This window comes from Streptomyces sp. NPDC001668, assembly GCF_042893155.1.
GTDB lineage: Bacteria > Actinomycetota > Actinomycetes > Streptomycetales > Streptomycetaceae > Streptomyces.
The window spans coordinates 251,092-268,924 of record NZ_JBIAUQ010000002.1 but is presented as its reverse complement, the minus strand read 5'-3'; the positions used below and the strand labels follow the sequence as shown (position 1 = coordinate 268,924).

Below are 17,833 nucleotides of genomic sequence, written 5' to 3'. Positions count from 1 at the left end.
TGATGTGCCGCGCCGGCCGGCAGCCCGAGCCGCAGGACGCCGACGGCCGCGAACCCGCGGACGCCGCGTTCGCCGGACTGCTGGAGGACAGCGTCGAAGACCTCTACGAGAACGCCCCCTGCGGATACCTCTCCACCCTGATGGACGGCACCATCGCGAAGATCAACGGCCGGCTGCTCGACTGGCTCGGGCTGGAACGGGAGGCGGTGGTGGGCCGCAAGAGGTTCACCGACCTGCTGACCGTCGGCGGCAAGCTGTACCACGAGACGCACTTCGCGCCGCTCCTGCGGATGCAGAGCGAGATCAGCGGGATAGCCCTGGAGATGAAGCAGACCGGTGGCCGCCGGATACCCGTGCTCGTCTCGTCCGTCGTCAAAAACGGCACCACCGGACAGCCCCTGCTGATCCGCACCACGGTCTTCGACGCCCGCGACCGCCGCGCCTACGAAGAGGAACTCCTGCGCCGCCGGGAAGCCGCCGAGGAAGCGCGCCGGCAGGCGGAGGCCGACCGCGCCCGGCTGCAGGAAGCCCTCGCCGTGCTCCAGCAGTCGCTGCTCCCGGACACCCTGCCGCCGGTACCCGGCGTGCAGACGGCCGCCCACTACCACACCGCCTCACCCGACCGCTTGGGCGGCGACTTCTACGACGTCTTCCCCATCGACGGCAAACGCTTCGGATTCTTCCTCGGCGACGTGTGCGGCAAGGGCCCCCAGGCCGCAGCGCTCACCTCCCTGACCCGCTACACCCTGCGCGCCGCCGCTCTGCACGACCCCGACCCCGTCTCCGCGCTGACCACCCTCAACACGGTGCTCCACGAGCGCTACGCCGGCAGCGGAGACCCCCGCTACTGCACCGCCGTCTTCGGCACCCTCGAACCCGATCCCGTGACCGGGCAGCCCGCCGTCCACCTCGCCTCGGGCGGCCACCCTCCGGTCATCGTGCTGCGCGCGGACGGTACGGCCGACTTCCTGCCGACCCCGGGCGGCCTGCTCGTCGGCATCCTGCCCTCCGCGCGCTTCACGGCCGCGAGGACCGTGCTCGGCCCCGGCGACACGCTCCTTCTCTACACGGACGGCCTCACCGAAGCCCGCACCGGCCAGGGCCGCACCGGTCTCTACGGCGACGAGGCGCTGCTCGCCTTCGCCGCCGGCCAGGCGGGCAAGCCGCCCCAGGCGGTGATCCAGGCCCTGACCGGTCTTCTGGCAAGCTTCGGTGACGGCCTCGACGACGACACCGCCCTGCTCGCCATCGGCGTCCCGGCCCCCGAACCCCAGACGAGAAACGAACGATGAGCCCGTTGAAGATCACCACCCGAGATGCCGCGACCGGTCCCGTCCTGGAGATGTTCGGCGAACTCGACTACGCCAACGTCGCCGAACTGCACGAGGTGCTGCGCGGTCTCACCCTCAGGCCGGGCCAGCGACTGGTCCTGGACCTGGGCGGTCTGGAGTTCTGCGACTCCAGTGGCATCACGGCGCTGATCGCCGCGCACAGCAACGCGCAGGCCGTCCAGGCGGACGCCGCCCTCGCGGCCGTACCGCCCAACACCCTGCGCGTCCTGCGCATCGTCGGCCTCGACCAGATCCTCACCATCCACCCGGACACCGAGACCGCCACGCGTTCCTGAGCCGGCCGGCGGTCGGTCAGGACAGGATCTCGACGTACCCGTCGGTTCCGTGCACACGGATGCGCTGTCCGTCCCGGATCCGCCGGGTCGCCTGCTCCACCCCGACGACGGCCGGCAAGCCGTACTCCCGGGCGATCACGGCGCCATGGGTCATCAGTCCGCCCACCTCCGTCACCAGGCCCGCCACCGCGACGAACAGCGGTGACCAGCTGGGGTCCGTGAAGGGTGTGACCAGGATGTCGCCCGCTTCGAGATCGGCGTCCGCCATGTCGAGGATGACGCGGGCCCGGCCCTCGACGGTCCCGGTGGAGACCGGCAGGCCCACCAGGGCGCCCTCCGGCACGTCATCGCGCCGGTAGGCCCCGCTCAGAGCCTCGCCGTCCGAGGTGAGGACCCGGGGAGGGGTGAGCGCCTCGTACGAGCGGAACGCGTCCTTGCGCTCCTCGACGAGCCGCAGGTCGACCTGTCCCGTGCGCACGACGTCGCGGAACTCCTGGAAGGTGAGGTAGAAGACGTCCTCCCGGCCGGCGAGCACCCCCGCCCGCACCAGGCGGTCGGCCTCCGCCATCAGGGCCTGCTTGTAGACGAAGTAGCGGCTGATGATGCTGTACTTCGGGTACTCCCGGTAGCCGATGAAGGTGCGGACCCGGTCGATCATGGCCTTGGTCTCGGCGGCCTTCCGCTCCCCGTCCGGCAGGGCCCGCAGCCGGGACAGCACCTCCTGTTCCTTCTGCTGCGCCGCCTGGCGGCCCTGCTCGAAGCGCCGCCGGGCCGCGCCCGGTTCGAAGTTCCGTACGTTGTCGAGGATCACGGGAACGATGGTGCCGGGGCGCTCGCTCCAGCGTGGCCTCGTGATGTCGATCTCGCCGACGCAGCGCATGCCGTACTGGTCGAGGTAGGACTCGATGGCGTCGCGTGCCTCGGTCCCGCCCGGGAGCTTGGCCAGGTCGTCGAGGAAGCCGTCGTCCTCGACGCTCTCCAGGAATCCGACCACCTCCGGGTGCGGGCGGATCGCGTCCGCGACGTCGAGCAGCGCGAGTCCCATCTCCGACGTGATGTTGCCGGGGGCGGACAGGGTCAGTGTGTCAGCCGCGTTCTTCTCGCCGAGCCACTCCTCCAGCTTGTCGTTGAGCCACCACGTGGCCTCCATTCCCGCCATGATCGCCTTGAAGTTCAGCGGGTCCGTGAGGACGCGTTTGTGCTCCTCGAAGGCCTCCGTCAGGAAGTCGAACAGCGCCGGTCCGGTCTTCGCCTCGATGCCGCGCTCGAGGGCGGCGACGGATGCCCGGCTGCGTTCGATCAGCTCGGTGACGATGGCCGGATCGGTCTCGATCGGGGCGGGCGGCCCACCGGCCGGCGGCCCGGCGGCGGGCGCGTCCGGGAGCGAGGGCACGAAGTCCTCCCGCTCGAGGACGGTCTCCAGCGCGTCCCTGACCAGCGGATCGCCCTTGCCCATGAGGTCCAGCAGGGCGGCCCGGCTCGCGGGCGTGGCCAGTCGCTGGGTGACCTCGACGAACAGCCTCCCGCCGGCCTCGTGCATCGGCACCATGGCCGTCAGCCGCCACATGGACAGCCCCAGGGGCTTCATGGGGTCGGTCATCATCTGCTGGTGACCGGTGGAGACATAGACGTGATTCTCCTCGTCGTCCCTCTCGGGAACGGGGAACAGCGTCGTGATGGGCCGGCTCTGCACGATGTGGAAGTCGTCACCGACCAGGCACCACTCGATGTCCTGCGGGCGGCCGAAGTGCGCCTCGATCCGCCGCCCGAGCCGCGCGAGCCGGACCGCCTGCGCGTCCGTGAGCGACGGCTGCTCCTGCTCCTGGGCGTCGACCGCCACTTCCTGCGTGCCCCCGCCCGGCAGGGCGCGCACGGCACGCCGCTTGGCGGAGATCGTCCTGGCGACGATCTCGCCGTGCCGCACCTTGAAGACGTCCGGGTTGACCAGACCGGACACCAGGGCCTCGCCGAGGCCGAAGCCGGCGTCCACGGTGGTGACCGTCCGGTTGCCCGTGACGGGGTCGGCCGTGAACAGGATGCCGGCCGCCTGCGGGAAGACCATCCGCTGCACGACCACGGCCATGTGGACCGTACGGTGGTCGATGCCGTTGCGCCGGCGGTAGGTGACGGCCCGTTCCGTGAACAGGGACGCCCAGCACCGGCTGATGTGCTGGAGGACCGCCGCCGCACCCACGACGTTCAGGTAGGTGTCCTGCTGGCCGGCGAAGGAGGCCGTCGGCAGGTCCTCGGCCGTCGCGCTGGAGCGGACGGCGTAGGGGGTCTGCTCGCCGGACCGGGCGAGCGCACCGGTGATCGCCGCGGCGATGTCGTCCGGGACGGCGATCGCTTCGACGGCCCGGCGGATCCGCGCGCTGAGGGTGCGGATCGCCTCCTGGTCGTCCGGGCCCACCAGCGACAGCTCATCGAGCTGCCGGCCGATCGACGGCGTCTGCGCCACGACCCGCTGGAAGGCCTCGGTCGTCACGCAGAAGCCCCCGGGTACGCGGACGCCCTCGATCCGCGACAGGCTGCCCAGGTGAGCGCCCTTGCCGCCGACGACGGCGATCCGGCTCTCGTCGATCTCCTGAAGATCCAGCACGTACTGCTCGGTCATCGCGACACCTCCGAGGCGGCCGAGCTGTGCCGCACTGCGGTGCCCGATCGAATTGGCTGGTCTGTCGAACCGTTGGCCGAGCACGTCGCCGTGCGCCATAACGTCGACAACAACACGTGGTTTCCCCATTTCCGCAGGTTGTGGCCTCGGCCGACGATTGTGCGCCGTCACCGGGGGCTTGCCGCAAGCCCCCCTTCGCGCTATAACTTGGGTAGTGGCAAGGAGAGTTCTCTCCTTGCCTTTTCCTTTTGCCGTCTTCCGGAGCGGGTCACGTGCTTGGTCGACGCCTCATCGGGTACCGCGTTTGAATAAGGGTGGTATCTGTATGGCCAAGCGATTACTGAAAGCGATGGGTGCGTGACTCGTCTCAGTGGCTCGGGGGGCGACCAGTCGAGCGGATCGGGTGACGACCCACTTTCCGTGGCGCTGGAGATCGCCGATGCCGTGGACGGTCTCGCGAACGCGTGGTCGGTGGCCGCCCAGGGAGCGAGCCTGCGGCTGTCGCCGCACCAGCTGAGAGCCCTCCGGATCCTGGAGTCGGCACCCGGGCTCAATCTCACCGCTCTGGCGGAGAACATGGACATAGGGCCCCCGACGGCCAGCCGGCTGTGCGACCGGCTGGAGGCGGCCGGCCTGCTGGAGCGCCTGCTGCATCCGCACCGACGCCGTGAGGTGCAACTCGTGCTCACCGGGCGCGGTCGGCAGGTGCTGAACGAAGTGGCCACCCGCAGGTCGCAGGCGCTCGCCGCGGTCCTCGCGGCCATGGAACCCCGCGAGCGGGCGGCGCTGAGAGTGGGCCTGCGGGCCTTCCTGACCGCTCAGGGCGACCCCGGCAAGGAGAGCGGCCGCCCCGAGCGCTGACGGCCGCGTCAGCCCCGGCGGCCGTGCCAGTCGAGGCAGACCACCGCGGCGTCCGACATCAGCTCCTTGCTGCCGTAGTGCTCGATCAGCCCGGCGACGACCGCGCGCGCCGTCTCGTGCGGCGGCGCGGAACGGGTGGCGCCGAGGATCTGTCGCAGCACCTGCTCGCCGAAGAGGTCGCCCGTGGCGGAGCGGGTGCCGTGGACACCGGTACTGACCGCTATGAGACGGTCGCCGGGCTCGACCTGGAAGGTCTGCTCCCGGTAGAGGGTCTCCTCGAACATGCCGAGCGGCAGCTGCGCCTCCAGCTCGACCCTCTCGGTATGGCCGCCGCGCTGCTGGAACAGCTGCGGTGAGCCCGCGTCGACGGCGTGCACGAGGCCCGTGGCCAGGTCGAAGCTGAGCAGCAGGGTCGGGGCGTAGACCTTCCCGCCGTACTGCGCGTAGACGGCCTGGTCGGCGAGGCACGCCTGGTCGGCGAGGCCGATGCCGGCGCGGCGGGCGTTGCGCAGGGCGCTGACCGTGAGACCGGCGAGCAGGGAGGCGTCGATGCCGTGTCCCATGCCGTCGGTCACGGTGAGCACCAGATGGTCGGCGCTGGTGGACCAGTCGAAGTTGTCGCCGCCGATGGCATAGGCGGGTTCGAGGTGGGCGCCGATGGCGTACTCCTCGCGGGCACACCCCCGGCCGGGCAGGAGCTGCCACTGCATCTCGGCGGCGAGCGTCAGCCGGCGGGTGCGGCGGGCCTGGAGGTACAGGTCGGTGTCGCGGCCGGCGGTGGTCACCTCATGCCCTAGCGCTGTGGCGAAGTCGCCGAGCTGGAGCACCGTGCTCGGGTCGACGGCGCCCGCGGGCAGCCGTACGGACAGCACGCCCAGACGGTCGCCGCGCACGGTGATCGGCAGATGCGCCAGGTGGCCGGCCGGGTCGTGCAGGACTTCGAGCACCGGTTTCTGGGTGCGGAAGGCGCTGCCCGCGGGCCCGTCCTGGGCGGAGACCGGGGGACCGGTGTGCGGCAGGTGGGTCACCGGCTGCAGGACGGCCAGGGCGTAGTCGGCGAGCAGGAGCGTCACGTCCTGGGCGCCCACCCGGTCGGCGAGCAGTCGGCGGGCGGTGGCCACCAGGGCATGGGGTGGGGCGCCGCGCAACAGGGCTTCCGCGGACGGCTGTGCTTCAGGGACGTTCACGCAATCCACCCTCTCGCCTTGTGTCCTTCACGCTACCGCGAGCGGACCGGATGTCAGGCGGTGAGGAGACGGAGGAGGAGCGGCCGGACTTCCCGTGCTGTTCCTGCGGGCCGGAGAGCACGGTGTGGCAGAGCAGGACGCAGACGTCGTCGTCCCGCTCGGAGTCGTGCAGGAGGGGTTTGAGCAGGGCGTCGGCGGCGGCGTCCAGGTCCTGTTCGAGCTCCGGTGTGTGCAACGCCGCGAGAGCGCGGGCCAGGCGTCCGATACCGGGGTCGATGCCCTGCCCCCGGCGCTCGACCAGGCCGTCGGTGTACAGCACCAGGGAGGAACCGGCGGGCAGCTCGGCCCGGTTGTCGGTGTAGACGTAGGGCAGCGGGATGCCCAGCATCACGCCGGGTTTGGCGTCCAGGACCCGTACGGTGCCGTCGGCGGAGCGTACGACGGCGGGTGGGTGGCCGGCCGACGCCCAGAGCACTTCCGGCTCACCCGGCCGGAAGCGGGCGATCAGCGCGGTGGCGTACAGGTCGGGCTGCAGGTGGCCGAGCATGCGGTGCAGGCGCGTGAGGATCTCGCCGGGGGTGGCGTTCTCCACGGCGTAGGCGCGCAGGGCCGTGCGCAGCTGGCCCATGACGACGGCGGCGTGCAGCCCGTGGCCGGTGACGTCCCCTATGACGGCCAGCAGGCTGCCGTCGGGCTGGAGGAAGGCGTCGTACCAGTCGCCGCCGATGTTCATCCCCCAGGTGGCGGGCAGGTAGCGCGCGGCGAGCAGCAGTCCGGGCGCGTCGGGCAGGTCGGTGAGCTGGGCGCGCTGCAGGGCTTCGGCGGTGTTGCGGGACTGCTGGTAACGGTGGGCGTGGTCCAGGGCGACGCCGACACGGCGGGCGAGCTCGACGAGCATCACCGAGGTGTCCTCGTCGAAGCGGGGGGCCGGGGCGGTGAGGGTGAGGACGCCGAGCAGACGCTGGGCGACGAGCGGGATGGCCAGCAGCGGTCGCCGGGGGGAGAGGGCGGAGGGCGGGAGGTCGTCGACGCCGGGAAGGTTGCCGGGGTGGTCCGCGGCGTGCTGGGGACGTCCCGTGCGGGCGGCGGTCACGGCGGCCGCGGAGTGTTCCCCTACGCGGTGCGCGCGCTCTTCGCCGTGCTCCTCGTACTCCTCCTCGTCGAAGAGCCACACGTCCACCCGCTCCGCGTACTCCGGCACCAGCAGGTCGGAGAGGCGGCGCAGGATGGCCGTATGACTGAGGGACGAGGTGATGGCGGCGCTGGCGTCACCCAGGAAGCTCAGCAGACGCCGGGCCTTCTCCGCCTCGACGCGCGCGGTCCGCTCGGCTTCCAGGAGCTCGCGCTGCGCGCGTGCCGCGGCTTCCAGATCGGCGTGCAGCGCCAGTACGCCCTGGTTGGTGTGGTGCAGTTCCTCCCGGTGCAGCCGGACCAGGCTCTCCTGTTCGTCCAGGAGGCCCAGTACCTCGGCGGTGGTCTCGTCGGCCCGCAGCAGGGCCTCCGGCAGCGAGCCGGCGACGCGTCGGCCTTCGCGGACGGTCCGGTGAGGCAGGGAGCAGGTGAGTAAGGGCGTCTCGTCCCGCGGGTCCGGCCCGCCGGAGCCGGCCGGGCGCAACGAGGCCTCGAGCCGGCCCGCCTGCCCGGGGGTCGGCTGCCGGACCTGAAGCCGCAGTTCCCAGTCCTCGCCCAGGCTCAGGCAGTGCCGCAGCCGCGCCGTCAGCGCCGTCAGGAAGCGGGCCTGTTCCAGGGCCGGTGCCCCGCCGTCCGCGGCGATGCGGCCGGCGGCGGCGCGGGCCCGGGCGGCGTCGGCGACCGACGCGACCTTCCAGACGCCTGTGGGTGCGGTCATACGGGTCCGTCCGGGGGTCGGGGGGCCAGTACGGCCACACTGGCGTCGTCGCGCGGGGGCCGGGCGGCGCTGCCGGCGTCCCTCAGGACGACCGCGGCCACCACGGCCGGATCGTGGGCACCGAGCCGGGGGTCGGTGGGGGGAACCCAGCGGCCGGGGAGCCCGTCACTGTGCAGGACGAGCAGGCTGTCCGGCGCCCAGTCGGCCTCGCTCAGGGGAACGGTGGCCGGGAAGTGGGCTCCGACGATGCCCGGGTGGGAGATGAGGGGCCGCCACGCGCCGTCGGTGCGCAGTCTGGCGCCTATGTTGCCGACACCGGCGAACGAGAGCCGGCCGGTGTCCTCGTCCAGCTGTGCGACGCCGACGGCCGCGCCTCGCGTGACCCGCAGCGCGGTGTGCAGTCGCCGAAGGATCTCGGCCGGCGGCAGACCGGCACTGCGGCGCAGTTCTTCCACGGCGGCGCTGGACGCGTCGGCGGCCTTCTCGCCGTGGCCGAGCCCGTCCACGAGCATCAGCGTGACGCGGGCACCGGAGCGCACCCGGGCGAAGGCGTCCCCGGAGTGCTCGGCGCGGCCGAGCGAAGTGGTGATCCCCCCGGCCCGGGTGCCTGTCCGTGACCCCACCTCCCGCGGGGGAGTGCTCCCGCGCGCCTGTGCCGGGGCGATGCGGGCCACCGCGACGGTGCCCCGGCCCGGCCGGCTGTGCAGGTCGAACTCGCTGGAGATGCGCCGGCAGGTGCCGAGCCCGGCCCCCAGCGAGGAGGAGGCGGTCGTGTGACCGTCCCGCATCGCCGCCTGGACGTCGTCGATGCCCGGTCCGTGATCGAGCGAGGCGATCTGCACGCAGGGCACGTCCCCGGCTGACGTGTCGGAGGGCGCGGACAGGTTGACGAGGATCCGGCCGCCGCCGGCGTGCTTGACGAGGTTGGTGCCCAACTCGGTGGCCACCAGCGCCGCGACCGCCGTGGAATGCGCGTCCAGTCCCGCGCGGGCGCAGGCGGCCTCGGCTGCGACGCGTACGTCCCGGACCCGGGTGCTGTCCTGTACCGGGACCTCCCACACTCTGCTCACGGCGCACCTGTGCGGGGCGCGGGCAGACCGGAGACCCAGTCGGTGATGGTGACGGTGGTGCCCTGGCCGGGCCGGGTGTCGAGGGCGAACTCCTTGACGAGCCGCTTGGCCCCGCTCAGCCCCATGCCCAGGCCGCCACCTGTGGTGTAGCCGTCGGTCATGGCGAGCTCGACGTCTCGGATGCCCGGACCCGCGTCGACGAAGGTGAGCCGCAGCCCGCGCTGGGTCCCTTCGGCCAGCACGGTCATCTCCATGTGGCCGCCGCCCCCGTGCACCAGGGCGTTGCGGGCCAGTTCGCTGGCCGCGGTCACCAGCTTCGTCTGCTGGACCAGGTTGAAGCCGAGGTCGGCGGCGTACTGGCGTACTTGTTGCCGTACCCAGGCCAGATCGGCGTCCGAGCCGATGGGCAGGCGGGTGGTCGAGGCGATGGGGGCATGCATCATGCACCCTCTTCCGGACGAGCGGTCGGAGCTGCCGAGAAGTCGCGGCCCAGCAGGGCCAGGGCCTTCTCGACGTTCAGAGCCGTCCCCAGGCCGGGCAGGGTGAGGCCCAGCTCGACCAGGGTGATGGCGACGGCCGGACGCATGCCGGCCAGGACGGTCCGCGCGGCGAGCAGGCGTGCGCTCGCGGCGATCTCGGCCAGCACGCGGCCGAGGAAGGAGTCGACGATCTCCACGCCGGAGATGTCGATCACGACACCGCCCACCGGCACCGGGCTGGACGCGATCCGCTGGGCGATGTCGTGCTGGAGCTGCTCGGCCGCCCCGTCGTGCAGTTCTCCCTGCAGGGTCACCAGCAGGACGTCTCCCAGCGCCAGGACCGGCACCGGGGCCGGCCCTGGGTACATGGCGACGAAGCCGGTCACCGCGATCCCGCCGCCGTCACCTGACGTGGGGAGACGACGATGCCCTGCTGGGTGAGCGCGTAGGCCAGCGCGTCGGCGAGGCCGGCCCGCGTGATGATCGAGCCGAGGTCGATGCCGAGGTGGACGATGGTCTGCGCGATGGCGGGACGGATCCCGGAGACGATGCACTCCGCGCCCATCAGCCGGGCGGCGGCGACCGTCTTCATCAGGTGCTGGGCCACGAGCGAGTCCACGGTCGGCACACCGGTGATGTCGAGGATGGCGTACGCGGCCCGCTGGTCCACGATGGCGTCCAGGAGGCTCTCCATCACGACCTGGCTGCGAGCGCTGTCCAGGGTCCCGATCAGCGGTACGGCGACCACGCCGTCCCACAGTTTGATGACCGGGGTGGCCACCTCCAGCAGCTGCTGTCGCTGCCGGGCGATGAGCTCCTCGCCCGCGCTCAGCGTCGTCTCCATGATCACCAGGCGCAGTGTGGCCGTCAGGACCGCCAGGGCCTGCTCGCACGCGTTCACCCGCACGTCGTCGGCGGTGTCCTGGAACTCGGCCCGCAGCAGCGCGGTCACCGGCTCGCGCAGGCCGGCCACCTCGCCGGCGATCTGCACCGGTGTGAACCCGGCCCTGGCCCGGGCCGCGGCCATCCGGCCGAGCTGGTCCCTGACGGTGCCGAAGCCCGGGGCCTCGAGGTCCTCCAGCCGTCCGGAGCGGGCCACGTCGGCCAGGGCGTCCACCACCGCCTTGCACGCCTCGACGGCCTCGTCCCGGGAGACGGTGAAGACCGTCCGGAACAGGGCGGCGTCCGCCCAGCGCTGGGCGATCTGCTCACGGCGCCGCTCCAGGAAGGAACCCAGCTCCTCAGCCGTCTCGGGGGCCGTGTCGTGCTCCGCCACCTGCATCGTCTCCCTGCCTGTCGGGCCGGACGGCCCGCCGGGCGGTCAGGCCATGCGGCAATTATTGCCGCATGGCAAACGTTAACGCGAGCGTGTCCGGCGAACAACATGCCCTCGCCGTCATCGGGTCGGCTCGCCGGTCAGTCGAACCGCGGCCTGCCGTGCCAGTCCAGACACACGATCAGCGCGTCATCGGACGGGACGGCCTCTCCGCGGTGGCCTGTCAGCTCCCGCAGGATGGCCCGCGGCACCTCGGCTGCGGGCAGCAGGCGCGTGGAGTGGATGGCCCGGGTGAGCGCCGCGTCCCCGTACGCCTCGCCCCGCGGGGAGGCCACGGCGTGGACCCCGTCGCTGACGAAGACGAGCCGGTCGCCGGGCTCGACGTGGAAGTCCTGTGCGACATAGTCCGTCTCCTCGAACATGCCCAGCGGCAGCTGGGCGTCGAAGGAGACGCCTTCCACGGCGCCGTCGCGCAGCCGCAGCAGCTGGGGGGAGCCCGCGTCCACGACGCTCGCCCGGCCTGTGGTCAGGTCGAAGTCGAACATCAGAACCGACAGATAGCTCTGCCCCCGGTAGTGGGCGTAGACGGCCTGGTCGGCCAGGGCCGCCTGGTCGGCGATGGACAGTCCGGCGCGCCGGGCGTTGCGCAGCGCGTTGATGGCCAGGTTCGTCAGCAGGGACGCCTCTATGCCCTCGCCCATGCCGTTGGTGACGTACAGCATCAGGTGGTCGGCGGTGGCGGACCAGTCGAAGTTGTCGCCGAAGATGGCGTACGCGGGCTCCAGCTGGGCCCCGAGTTCGTACTCGGGACGGGAGCAGGCGCGGCCGGGCAGCAGTTGCCACTGCATCTCGGCGGCCAGCGTCAGCCGGTCCTTGCGGCGCGCCTGCAGGTACACGTCGGTGTCGCGCTCGGCCACCATCACCTCGTGCCCCAGCACGTCGGCGACATCGGCCAGTTCGGACTCCCACCGCTGCGCGGCGTCGCCGTCGGGCAGGGTGACCGACAGCACGCCGAGCCGGTCGCCGCGCACACTGACCGGCAGATGCAGACGCGTCCGCCCGTCCCGTTCGTCCTCCCGGTACGGCTTCTGCGAACCGAAGGCCCGGCCGGCCGTGCTGTTGTGCACCGACACCGGCTCCAGCGTGTGCGGCAGTACCGACACCGGCTGGAGCACGGTCAGGCTGTAGTCGGCCATGAACAGCTCGACGTCCTCCGCGCCGTACTGCTCGATCAGTACGGCGCGGATGGCGTCGAGCAACTCGTGGGGGGCCGCTGTGCGCAGAGCGCGTTCAACGGCCAGGAATCTCTTCATGAGGGAAAAACACCTGTCCTTCGCCGGACTACGTACGGGTCTCAAGGGCGGGGCCGGCTCCTCGGTGAGCCGCTTCGGCCATCCCGGTCCTGTGTGGTCAGCGCGTGCGCCTAGTACGCTGACAGGCACCCAAGTGCCTGCGAGAGTGTGATCGTGACTGCCTTCCGCCGCCGCTCAGAGCCCGATGAGGTCGCACGTGTGACCACCACGGCCGTCGAGCTGCTGGAGCTTGTGTGGGGCCGGGCCTCGACCGCGCCCACCTCCGCGTCGCAGCTGCGGGTGCTGCACATCCTCGAGCACCACGACGGCATCAACCTGCGCACCCTCGCGGAGTCCCTCGCCTCGACCCCGCCCTCCACCAGCCGGCTGTGCGACCGGCTGGTCGCGGCCGGGCTGGTCGAGCGGGTCGTCAGCGAGGAGAACAGGCGGGAGGTCCGGCTGCATCTCAGCGGCCGGGGCCGCGCCTTCCTCGTCGACCTGCGTGCCCGCAGGGAGAGGGAGTTGCGGACCGTGCTCGCGGACATGCCTGCCGTGAAGCGGGTCGCGCTGCTGGAAGGGCTGGAGGCGTTCTGCGCGGCCGCGGCCACGCAGATACACAACGACGCGGAGGAATCCGGCAGCCGCACCGCCTGAACCCCCGATCGCGCCCTCGCCGTCTTCGTCACCTCTCGACATGGGTGACCAGCACACGGAGCGGTCTCCGCCCACCGGAGCATTCCAGGTCCTTCCCCGTACGTCCGACACGGTTACTCTGTTGCTTCCCGGCTTTTATTGTCAAACGGCAACAATGCGTCTGACCGCCCTTACCCGAACTCGCTTACCCCGTCGCGGTGAGTTCTTCCGGGGGTGTGCGGTTTGTCTCTCGAACGAGGGAAGCCGCGCATGAGCGCACCCATCCGGGGAAGGAGGGGGATGGATCCGCGCTGGTGCGAATGTCCGCGATGCGTGCGGAGGTTCAGCCGAACCGCAGCGTACGCGGGGCGAAGGCGCCTTCGGGGCCGTCGGCCCGGCCGACCGACCACACCGTGTCCGTGCCCGGCACCGGCGCCAGCCGCAGGGTCCGGGAGTCTCCCTCACCGGCCACCGCCGGTTCGTCGTAGGCGCTGAAGGACTGTCCGTTCCAGGCGAGGAAATCCGGCCCGGACACGAGCGGCGGCGAACCGGGCGGGCCCCACTTCTGCGAGCGGGCCACCGCCACCCAGGCCAGCCCGCCGGACGGGGAGGCCGCCAGCGAAGTGACCGAGCCGAAGTCGGTGGGCACGCTCACCCGGCTCCACGTCTGTCCGTCGTACCGCAGCAGCAGCGGCGGGATCGGCCGGCCCGGGGGACCCCCGATGAACCCGGCCGTGCCGCCCGCCCACACCTCGGTCGGCGAGATGGCCAGCACACTGCCCACGGCGGAGCGCGGGGAGCCGTCCACGATCGTCTGCTGCCACGCCTGCCCGTCCCAGTGGGACACCGCCGCACCCGAGTCGCCCGCGCCCGCGGCCCACACATCGTCGGGCGCCTTGACCTGCAGCCCGTACACCGAGCCCGGCGGCACGGGCATGTCCTGCCACACCTGCCCGTCCCGGCGCAGCAGGACCTGGGCGCCGCCCCGCGTACCGATCAGCCAGGTCTCACCGCCGCCGGCGACCACACCGGTCAACACCACACCCGTCGGCGGTCGGCTCTCCGACCAGGCGATGCCGTCGAAGCGGAGCAGCCGGGTGCCGCCCGCCGCGTCGCGGCCCACCGCCCAGACCGCGGTCGGCGCGGTCGCGGCGACGGACAGCAGCTCTCCCTGCCAGCCGACCCCCGGCAGGCTCCGGCGCTGCCACGCGGTTCCGTCCCAGCGCAGCACCAGAGGGAAGCCCGGCGCCTCGCGGCCGACGGCGTCGGTGCCCACCGCCCACGCCTGGTCCGGGCCGAACGCCACGGCCTCGTTCAGCGCGGCCTGGGGGCGTACCTGGGCCGGGACCGGAACGTGCTGCCAGGACAAGGGTTCCGTCGCGGCCCTCGCCGTCGTCATGGCGGCGATGAGGGCCATGGCGACGGCGAGGGCCGCGACGAGAAGTCTGCGTGCCATGGTCAGCCTCCCAGCCGCTCGCTCATCAGGTTCGGTTTCGAGCCGTAGATCTCGACGGTCCCGAAGGACAGCAGCGCGGATCCGGCCCTGGCCAGCGCACGCGGTTTGACGTCGATGGCGTTCGTGCGCTCCGGGCCGTAGGAGAAGGTGGTCCGGGGGCCGTCCAGCCGCGTGTACTTCGACTGGAAGGCGCGGTCGCTGCGCACCGGCAGCCACAGCGCGCCGTCCGGGCCGCGCACCATCGCCCCGGTGTAGGTGTCGCCCAGCGGCGGGTAGGTGGTGCGCCAGGCGTGCCCGTCGAACGTCATCAGGTAGGTACGGGCCACGCCGTCGGTGTACTGGCTGCCGCCGATCGTGACCCGGCCGGACGGTTCGAGCAGGAGCGTGTGCACGTTGCTGTCCGGCGGCAGCGGCACCTGCGCGTCCCGCCACGCCGTGCCGTCCCAGCGCAGCACCGCGGTCCCGGTACTGGTGTCCGCCCAGGCCCACGCGTCGCCGGCGCTGCGCGCGGTGATCCCCATCAGGTACAGCACTCCCTCCGGGGTGGCCTGCGCGGTCCAGCGGGAACCGTCGTAGCGCAGGACCCTCAGCCCGGTGTCGTCCTCACCGACCACCCACGCGGCACCCGGCACCGCGGCGAAGTCCTGGTAGGTCCACAGCGTCTGCGGCAGCGGGACGGTGCTCCATCCGCCCGCCGACCGGCGCAGGATCTCGCCCTCGCCCGCGCGGTTGTGGAGGAACCACGTCTCCGCGCCGACGAACTGCACCTTGCCGAGCCAGCCCGGCTCGCCCGCGCCCGGGAAGGTGGTGTCCCGGCTCCACGCCGTGCCGTTCCAGCGGTACAGCAGCGGCCGCAGTCCGTCGGCGGGCTGCTCGTACCCGGTCGCCCACGCCTCCCCGGAGGCGCGGGCCGCGAGATCGGACACGGTCACGGGCGGGGTGGCGGGCGGCACCTGGAGCGCCGACCAGCTCGGGGGCGCGGCCGCGTCGGGCGTCACGGCCACGGCCGGCGACACCACCGAGGCACACGCGATCACAAGGCAGACGACGACCGCACGGAGACCGTTCACGAGACCCCCAAACCACGACGGTCGCACACGCTATTGGCCGTCACAGGCCATGGACAGACGGCATTCGGCCGATCGTGGCCCCCCTGGGTCAGGCAGGAGCGGCAGGAGCGGCAGGAGCGGCAGGAGCCCGGTCGGGTGTGGGTTCCAGTCGTACGACGATGCCCTTCGACGTGGGCTGGTTGCTGATGTCGGCGACGCTGTCCAGCGGCACCAGGACGTTGGTCTCCGGGTAGTAGGCGGCGGCTGAGCCCGGCGCGGTCGGGTAGGGGACGATCTCGAAGTTCTCGGCCCGGCGCTCGGTGCCGTCCTCCCAGACACTCACCAGGTCGACGCGGTCGCCCTGGGCAAGGCCGAGTGCGGACAGGTCGGCCGGGTTGACGAGCACGACGTGGCGGCTGCCGTGGATGCCGCGGTAGCGGTCGTTGAGCGTGTAGGGGACGGTGTTCCACTGGTCGTGCGAGCGGAGCGTCTGCAGCAGCAGATGGCCCTCGGGCGCCCTCGGGACCACGCGCTCGTTGCGGGTGAACAGGGCTTTGCCGGCCGAGGTGTTGAACACGCCCTCGTTGACGGGGTTGGGGAGCTGGAATCCACCGGGGCGTGTCACCCGCGCGTTGAAGTCGTGGAATCCCGGCACGATGCGGGAGATGCGGTCGCGGATCGTGCCGTAGTCCCCCTCGAACCGGTCCCAGGGGATGTCCGGCTTGCCGTCGAGGGTGCGGCGGGCGAGCCGGCACAGGATCGCGACCTCGCTGAGCAGCAACGGCGACGCCGGTTCGAGGCGGCCCTGGGAGGTGTGGACCTCGCTCATGGAGTTCTCCACCGTGACGAACTGCTCGCCGTCGGCCTGGACATCGCGTTCGGTACGGCCGAGCGTCGGCAGGATCAGCGCCGTGTCACCGCAGACGGTGTGCGAACGGTTCAGCTTGGTGGAGATGTGCGCGGTCAGCCGGCACGAACGCATCGCCTCCTCGGTGACCTCGCTGTCGGGAGCGGCGCGCACGAAGTTGCCGGCCAGGGCGAGGAACACCTTGACGCGGCCCTCGCGCATCGCCTTGATCGAGTTCACCGAGTCGAGCCCGCGCGGGCGTGGCGGATCGAAGCCGAACTCCCTTTGGAGCGCGTCCAGGAACGTGTCCGGCATCTGCTCCCAGATGCCCATGGTGCGGTCGCCCTGGACGTTGCTGTGCCCGCGCACCGGGCAGGCGCCGGCGCCCGCACGCCCGAGATTGCCGCGCAGCAAAAGGAAGTTGACGATCTCCCGGATGGTGGGCACGCCGTGCTTGTGCTGGGTGATGCCCATCGCCCAGCACACGATGACGCGTTCGCTGCGCAGGACCTCGTCGCGGACCTTCTCGATCTCCTGGCGGCTCAGTCCGGTCGCCGCGCGTACGTCGTCCCAGTCGACGGTGCGGGCGTGCTGGGCGAACTCCTCGAAGCCGGAGGTGTGTGCGTCGATGAAGTCGTGGTCCAGGACGGTGCCGGGCCGGGCGTCCTCGGCCTCCAGCAGCAGGAGGTTCAGGGCCTGGAACAGGGCGAGGTCGCCGCCGGGCTTGATGTGCAGGAAGCGGTCGGCGATCTGGGTGCCGCGTCCGATGACCCCGCTCGGCTTCTGCGGGTTCTTGAACCGCCGTAGCCCCGCCTCGGGCAGCGGATTGACCGCCACGATGCGGGCGCCGCCCCGCTTGGCCTCCTCCAGGGCGGAGAGCTGGCGCGGATGGTTGGTGCCGGGGTTCTGCCCGACCAGGAAGATGAGGTCGGCGTGGTGGAGGTCGTCGAGAGTGACGGTGCCCTTGCCGGTGCCCAGCGTCTCACTGAGGGCGAAGCCGCTGGACTCGTGGCACATGTTGCTGCAGTCGGGCAGGTTGTTGGTGCCGAAGGCGCGGGCGAAGAGCTGGAGGACGAACGCGGCCTCGTTGCTCGCCCGGCCCGAGGTGTAGAAGACGGCCTCGTCGGGGGAGGCGAGCGAGGTGAGCTCCCGCGCCAGTTCGCCCAGGGCGTCGTTCCAGCTGATGGGCTCGTAGTGGTCGGAACCCGGCCGCTTGATCATGGGTTCGGTGAGCCGGCCCTGCTGGTTGAGCCACATGTCGGAGCGCCCGGCGAGGTCGGAGACGCTGTGCTCACGGAAGAAGTCGGCGGTGATCCGGCGTGTGGTGGCCTCGTCGTTGATGTGCTTGGCGCCGTTCTCGCAGTACTCGTTGCGATGGCGTCGCCCCGGGGCCGGATCCGCCCAGGCGCAGCCGGGGCAGTCGACCCCGCCCACCTGGTTCATGGTCAGCAGGTCCACCCCGGTCTTGCGCGCGGAGGTCTGCTCCAGGGAGTACTCCAGCGCGTGCACGACCGCGGGGACCCCGGCCGCCCACTTCTTCGGCGGTGTCACGGAGAGGGTGGTCTCCGGCTCCTCGCCGGGCGGGTTCTGCAT

At 71.8% G+C, this 17,833-nt stretch carries 15 protein-coding genes; 4 read left to right on the top strand and 11 right to left on the bottom strand.

Annotated elements, in window-relative coordinates; all coding sequences use genetic code 11:
• The first annotated feature begins 2 nt into the window (after positions 1–2).
• Together ACFYZ8_RS06740 and ACFYZ8_RS06735 are read left to right on the top strand one after the other, a co-directional pair.
• Positions 3–1,292, top strand: coding sequence for a PP2C family protein-serine/threonine phosphatase (locus tag ACFYZ8_RS06740; protein WP_388531712.1), 1,290 nt, complete (start codon positions 3–5; stop codon positions 1,290–1,292).
• Positions 1,289–1,627, top strand: coding sequence for an STAS domain-containing protein (locus tag ACFYZ8_RS06735; RefSeq protein ID WP_359034784.1), 339 nt, complete (start codon positions 1,289–1,291; stop codon positions 1,625–1,627). Before ACFYZ8_RS06740 ends, ACFYZ8_RS06735 begins: the two co-directional genes overlap by 4 nt.
• Positions 1,628–1,643: 16 nt before the next feature.
• Here the strand turns inward: ACFYZ8_RS06735 and rph are convergent, their stop codons facing one another.
• Positions 1,644–4,241, bottom strand: coding sequence for a rifamycin-inactivating phosphotransferase (gene rph / locus ACFYZ8_RS06730; protein ID WP_388531714.1), 2,598 nt, complete (start codon positions 4,239–4,241; stop codon positions 1,644–1,646).
• 357 nt (positions 4,242–4,598) lie between these two features.
• On the opposite strand from rph, the gene ACFYZ8_RS06725 reads away from it, so the two are divergent.
• Complete coding sequence (locus ACFYZ8_RS06725; RefSeq protein WP_359034788.1) at positions 4,599–5,102, top strand: MarR family transcriptional regulator; 504 nt, start codon at positions 4,599–4,601, stop codon at positions 5,100–5,102.
• Between the two features lie 8 nt (positions 5,103–5,110).
• On the opposite strand, the gene ACFYZ8_RS06720 is transcribed toward ACFYZ8_RS06725, so the two are convergent.
• The 7 genes from ACFYZ8_RS06720 to ACFYZ8_RS06690 form a co-directional block, all read right to left on the bottom strand.
• On the bottom strand, positions 5,111–6,298 hold the full coding sequence (locus ACFYZ8_RS06720) for a PP2C family protein-serine/threonine phosphatase (RefSeq protein WP_388531716.1): 1,188 nt from the start codon (positions 6,296–6,298) through the stop codon (positions 5,111–5,113).
• Positions 6,276–8,138, bottom strand: coding sequence for a PP2C family protein-serine/threonine phosphatase (locus tag ACFYZ8_RS06715; protein ID WP_388531718.1), 1,863 nt, complete (start codon positions 8,136–8,138; stop codon positions 6,276–6,278). Before ACFYZ8_RS06715 ends, ACFYZ8_RS06720 begins: the two co-directional genes overlap by 23 nt.
• Positions 8,135–9,208, bottom strand: a complete 1,074-nt coding sequence (locus ACFYZ8_RS06710) for a SpoIIE family protein phosphatase (protein WP_359034794.1) — start codon at positions 9,206–9,208, stop codon at positions 8,135–8,137. Before ACFYZ8_RS06710 ends, ACFYZ8_RS06715 begins: the two co-directional genes overlap by 4 nt.
• On the bottom strand, positions 9,205–9,648 hold the full coding sequence (locus tag ACFYZ8_RS06705; RefSeq protein ID WP_359034820.1) for an ATP-binding protein: 444 nt from the start codon (positions 9,646–9,648) through the stop codon (positions 9,205–9,207). The genes ACFYZ8_RS06710 and ACFYZ8_RS06705 overlap by 4 nt, the downstream gene beginning before the upstream one ends.
• Positions 9,648–10,055 carry an STAS domain-containing protein gene (locus ACFYZ8_RS06700; protein ID WP_359034822.1) on the bottom strand — a complete coding sequence of 136 codons (408 nt, stop codon included), beginning with the start codon at positions 10,053–10,055 and terminating at the stop codon, positions 9,648–9,650. The genes ACFYZ8_RS06705 and ACFYZ8_RS06700 overlap by 1 nt, the downstream gene beginning before the upstream one ends.
• A gap of 14 nt (positions 10,056–10,069) precedes the next feature.
• Positions 10,070–10,969, bottom strand: a complete 900-nt coding sequence (locus ACFYZ8_RS06695) for an STAS domain-containing protein (RefSeq protein ID WP_388531720.1) — start codon at positions 10,967–10,969, stop codon at positions 10,070–10,072.
• A 134-nt stretch (positions 10,970–11,103) separates the two neighbouring features.
• A complete protein-coding gene (locus ACFYZ8_RS06690; RefSeq protein ID WP_388531722.1) occupies positions 11,104–12,276 on the bottom strand; it encodes a PP2C family protein-serine/threonine phosphatase in 1,173 nt (390 codons plus the stop codon).
• Positions 12,277–12,474: 198 nt separating this feature from the next.
• Here ACFYZ8_RS06690 and ACFYZ8_RS06685 point away from each other — a divergent pair, with 198 nt between their 5' ends.
• Complete coding sequence (locus ACFYZ8_RS06685; protein WP_388531723.1) at positions 12,475–12,909, top strand: MarR family transcriptional regulator; 435 nt, start codon at positions 12,475–12,477, stop codon at positions 12,907–12,909.
• Between the two features lie 322 nt (positions 12,910–13,231).
• On the opposite strand, the gene ACFYZ8_RS06680 is transcribed toward ACFYZ8_RS06685, so the two are convergent.
• The 3 genes from ACFYZ8_RS06680 to ACFYZ8_RS06670 all read right to left on the bottom strand — a co-directional run bounded on the left by ACFYZ8_RS06680 (position 13,232) and on the right by ACFYZ8_RS06670 (position 17,833).
• On the bottom strand, positions 13,232–14,344 hold the full coding sequence (locus ACFYZ8_RS06680; RefSeq protein ID WP_388531725.1) for a hypothetical protein: 1,113 nt from the start codon (positions 14,342–14,344) through the stop codon (positions 13,232–13,234).
• 2 nt (positions 14,345–14,346) lie between these two features.
• Entirely contained in the window at positions 14,347–15,414 is a 1,068-nt protein-coding gene (locus tag ACFYZ8_RS06675; protein WP_388531727.1) for a hypothetical protein, read from the bottom strand.
• Between the two features lie 88 nt (positions 15,415–15,502).
• Positions 15,503–17,833, bottom strand: a complete 2,331-nt coding sequence (locus ACFYZ8_RS06670) for an FdhF/YdeP family oxidoreductase (protein ID WP_388531729.1) — start codon at positions 17,831–17,833, stop codon at positions 15,503–15,505.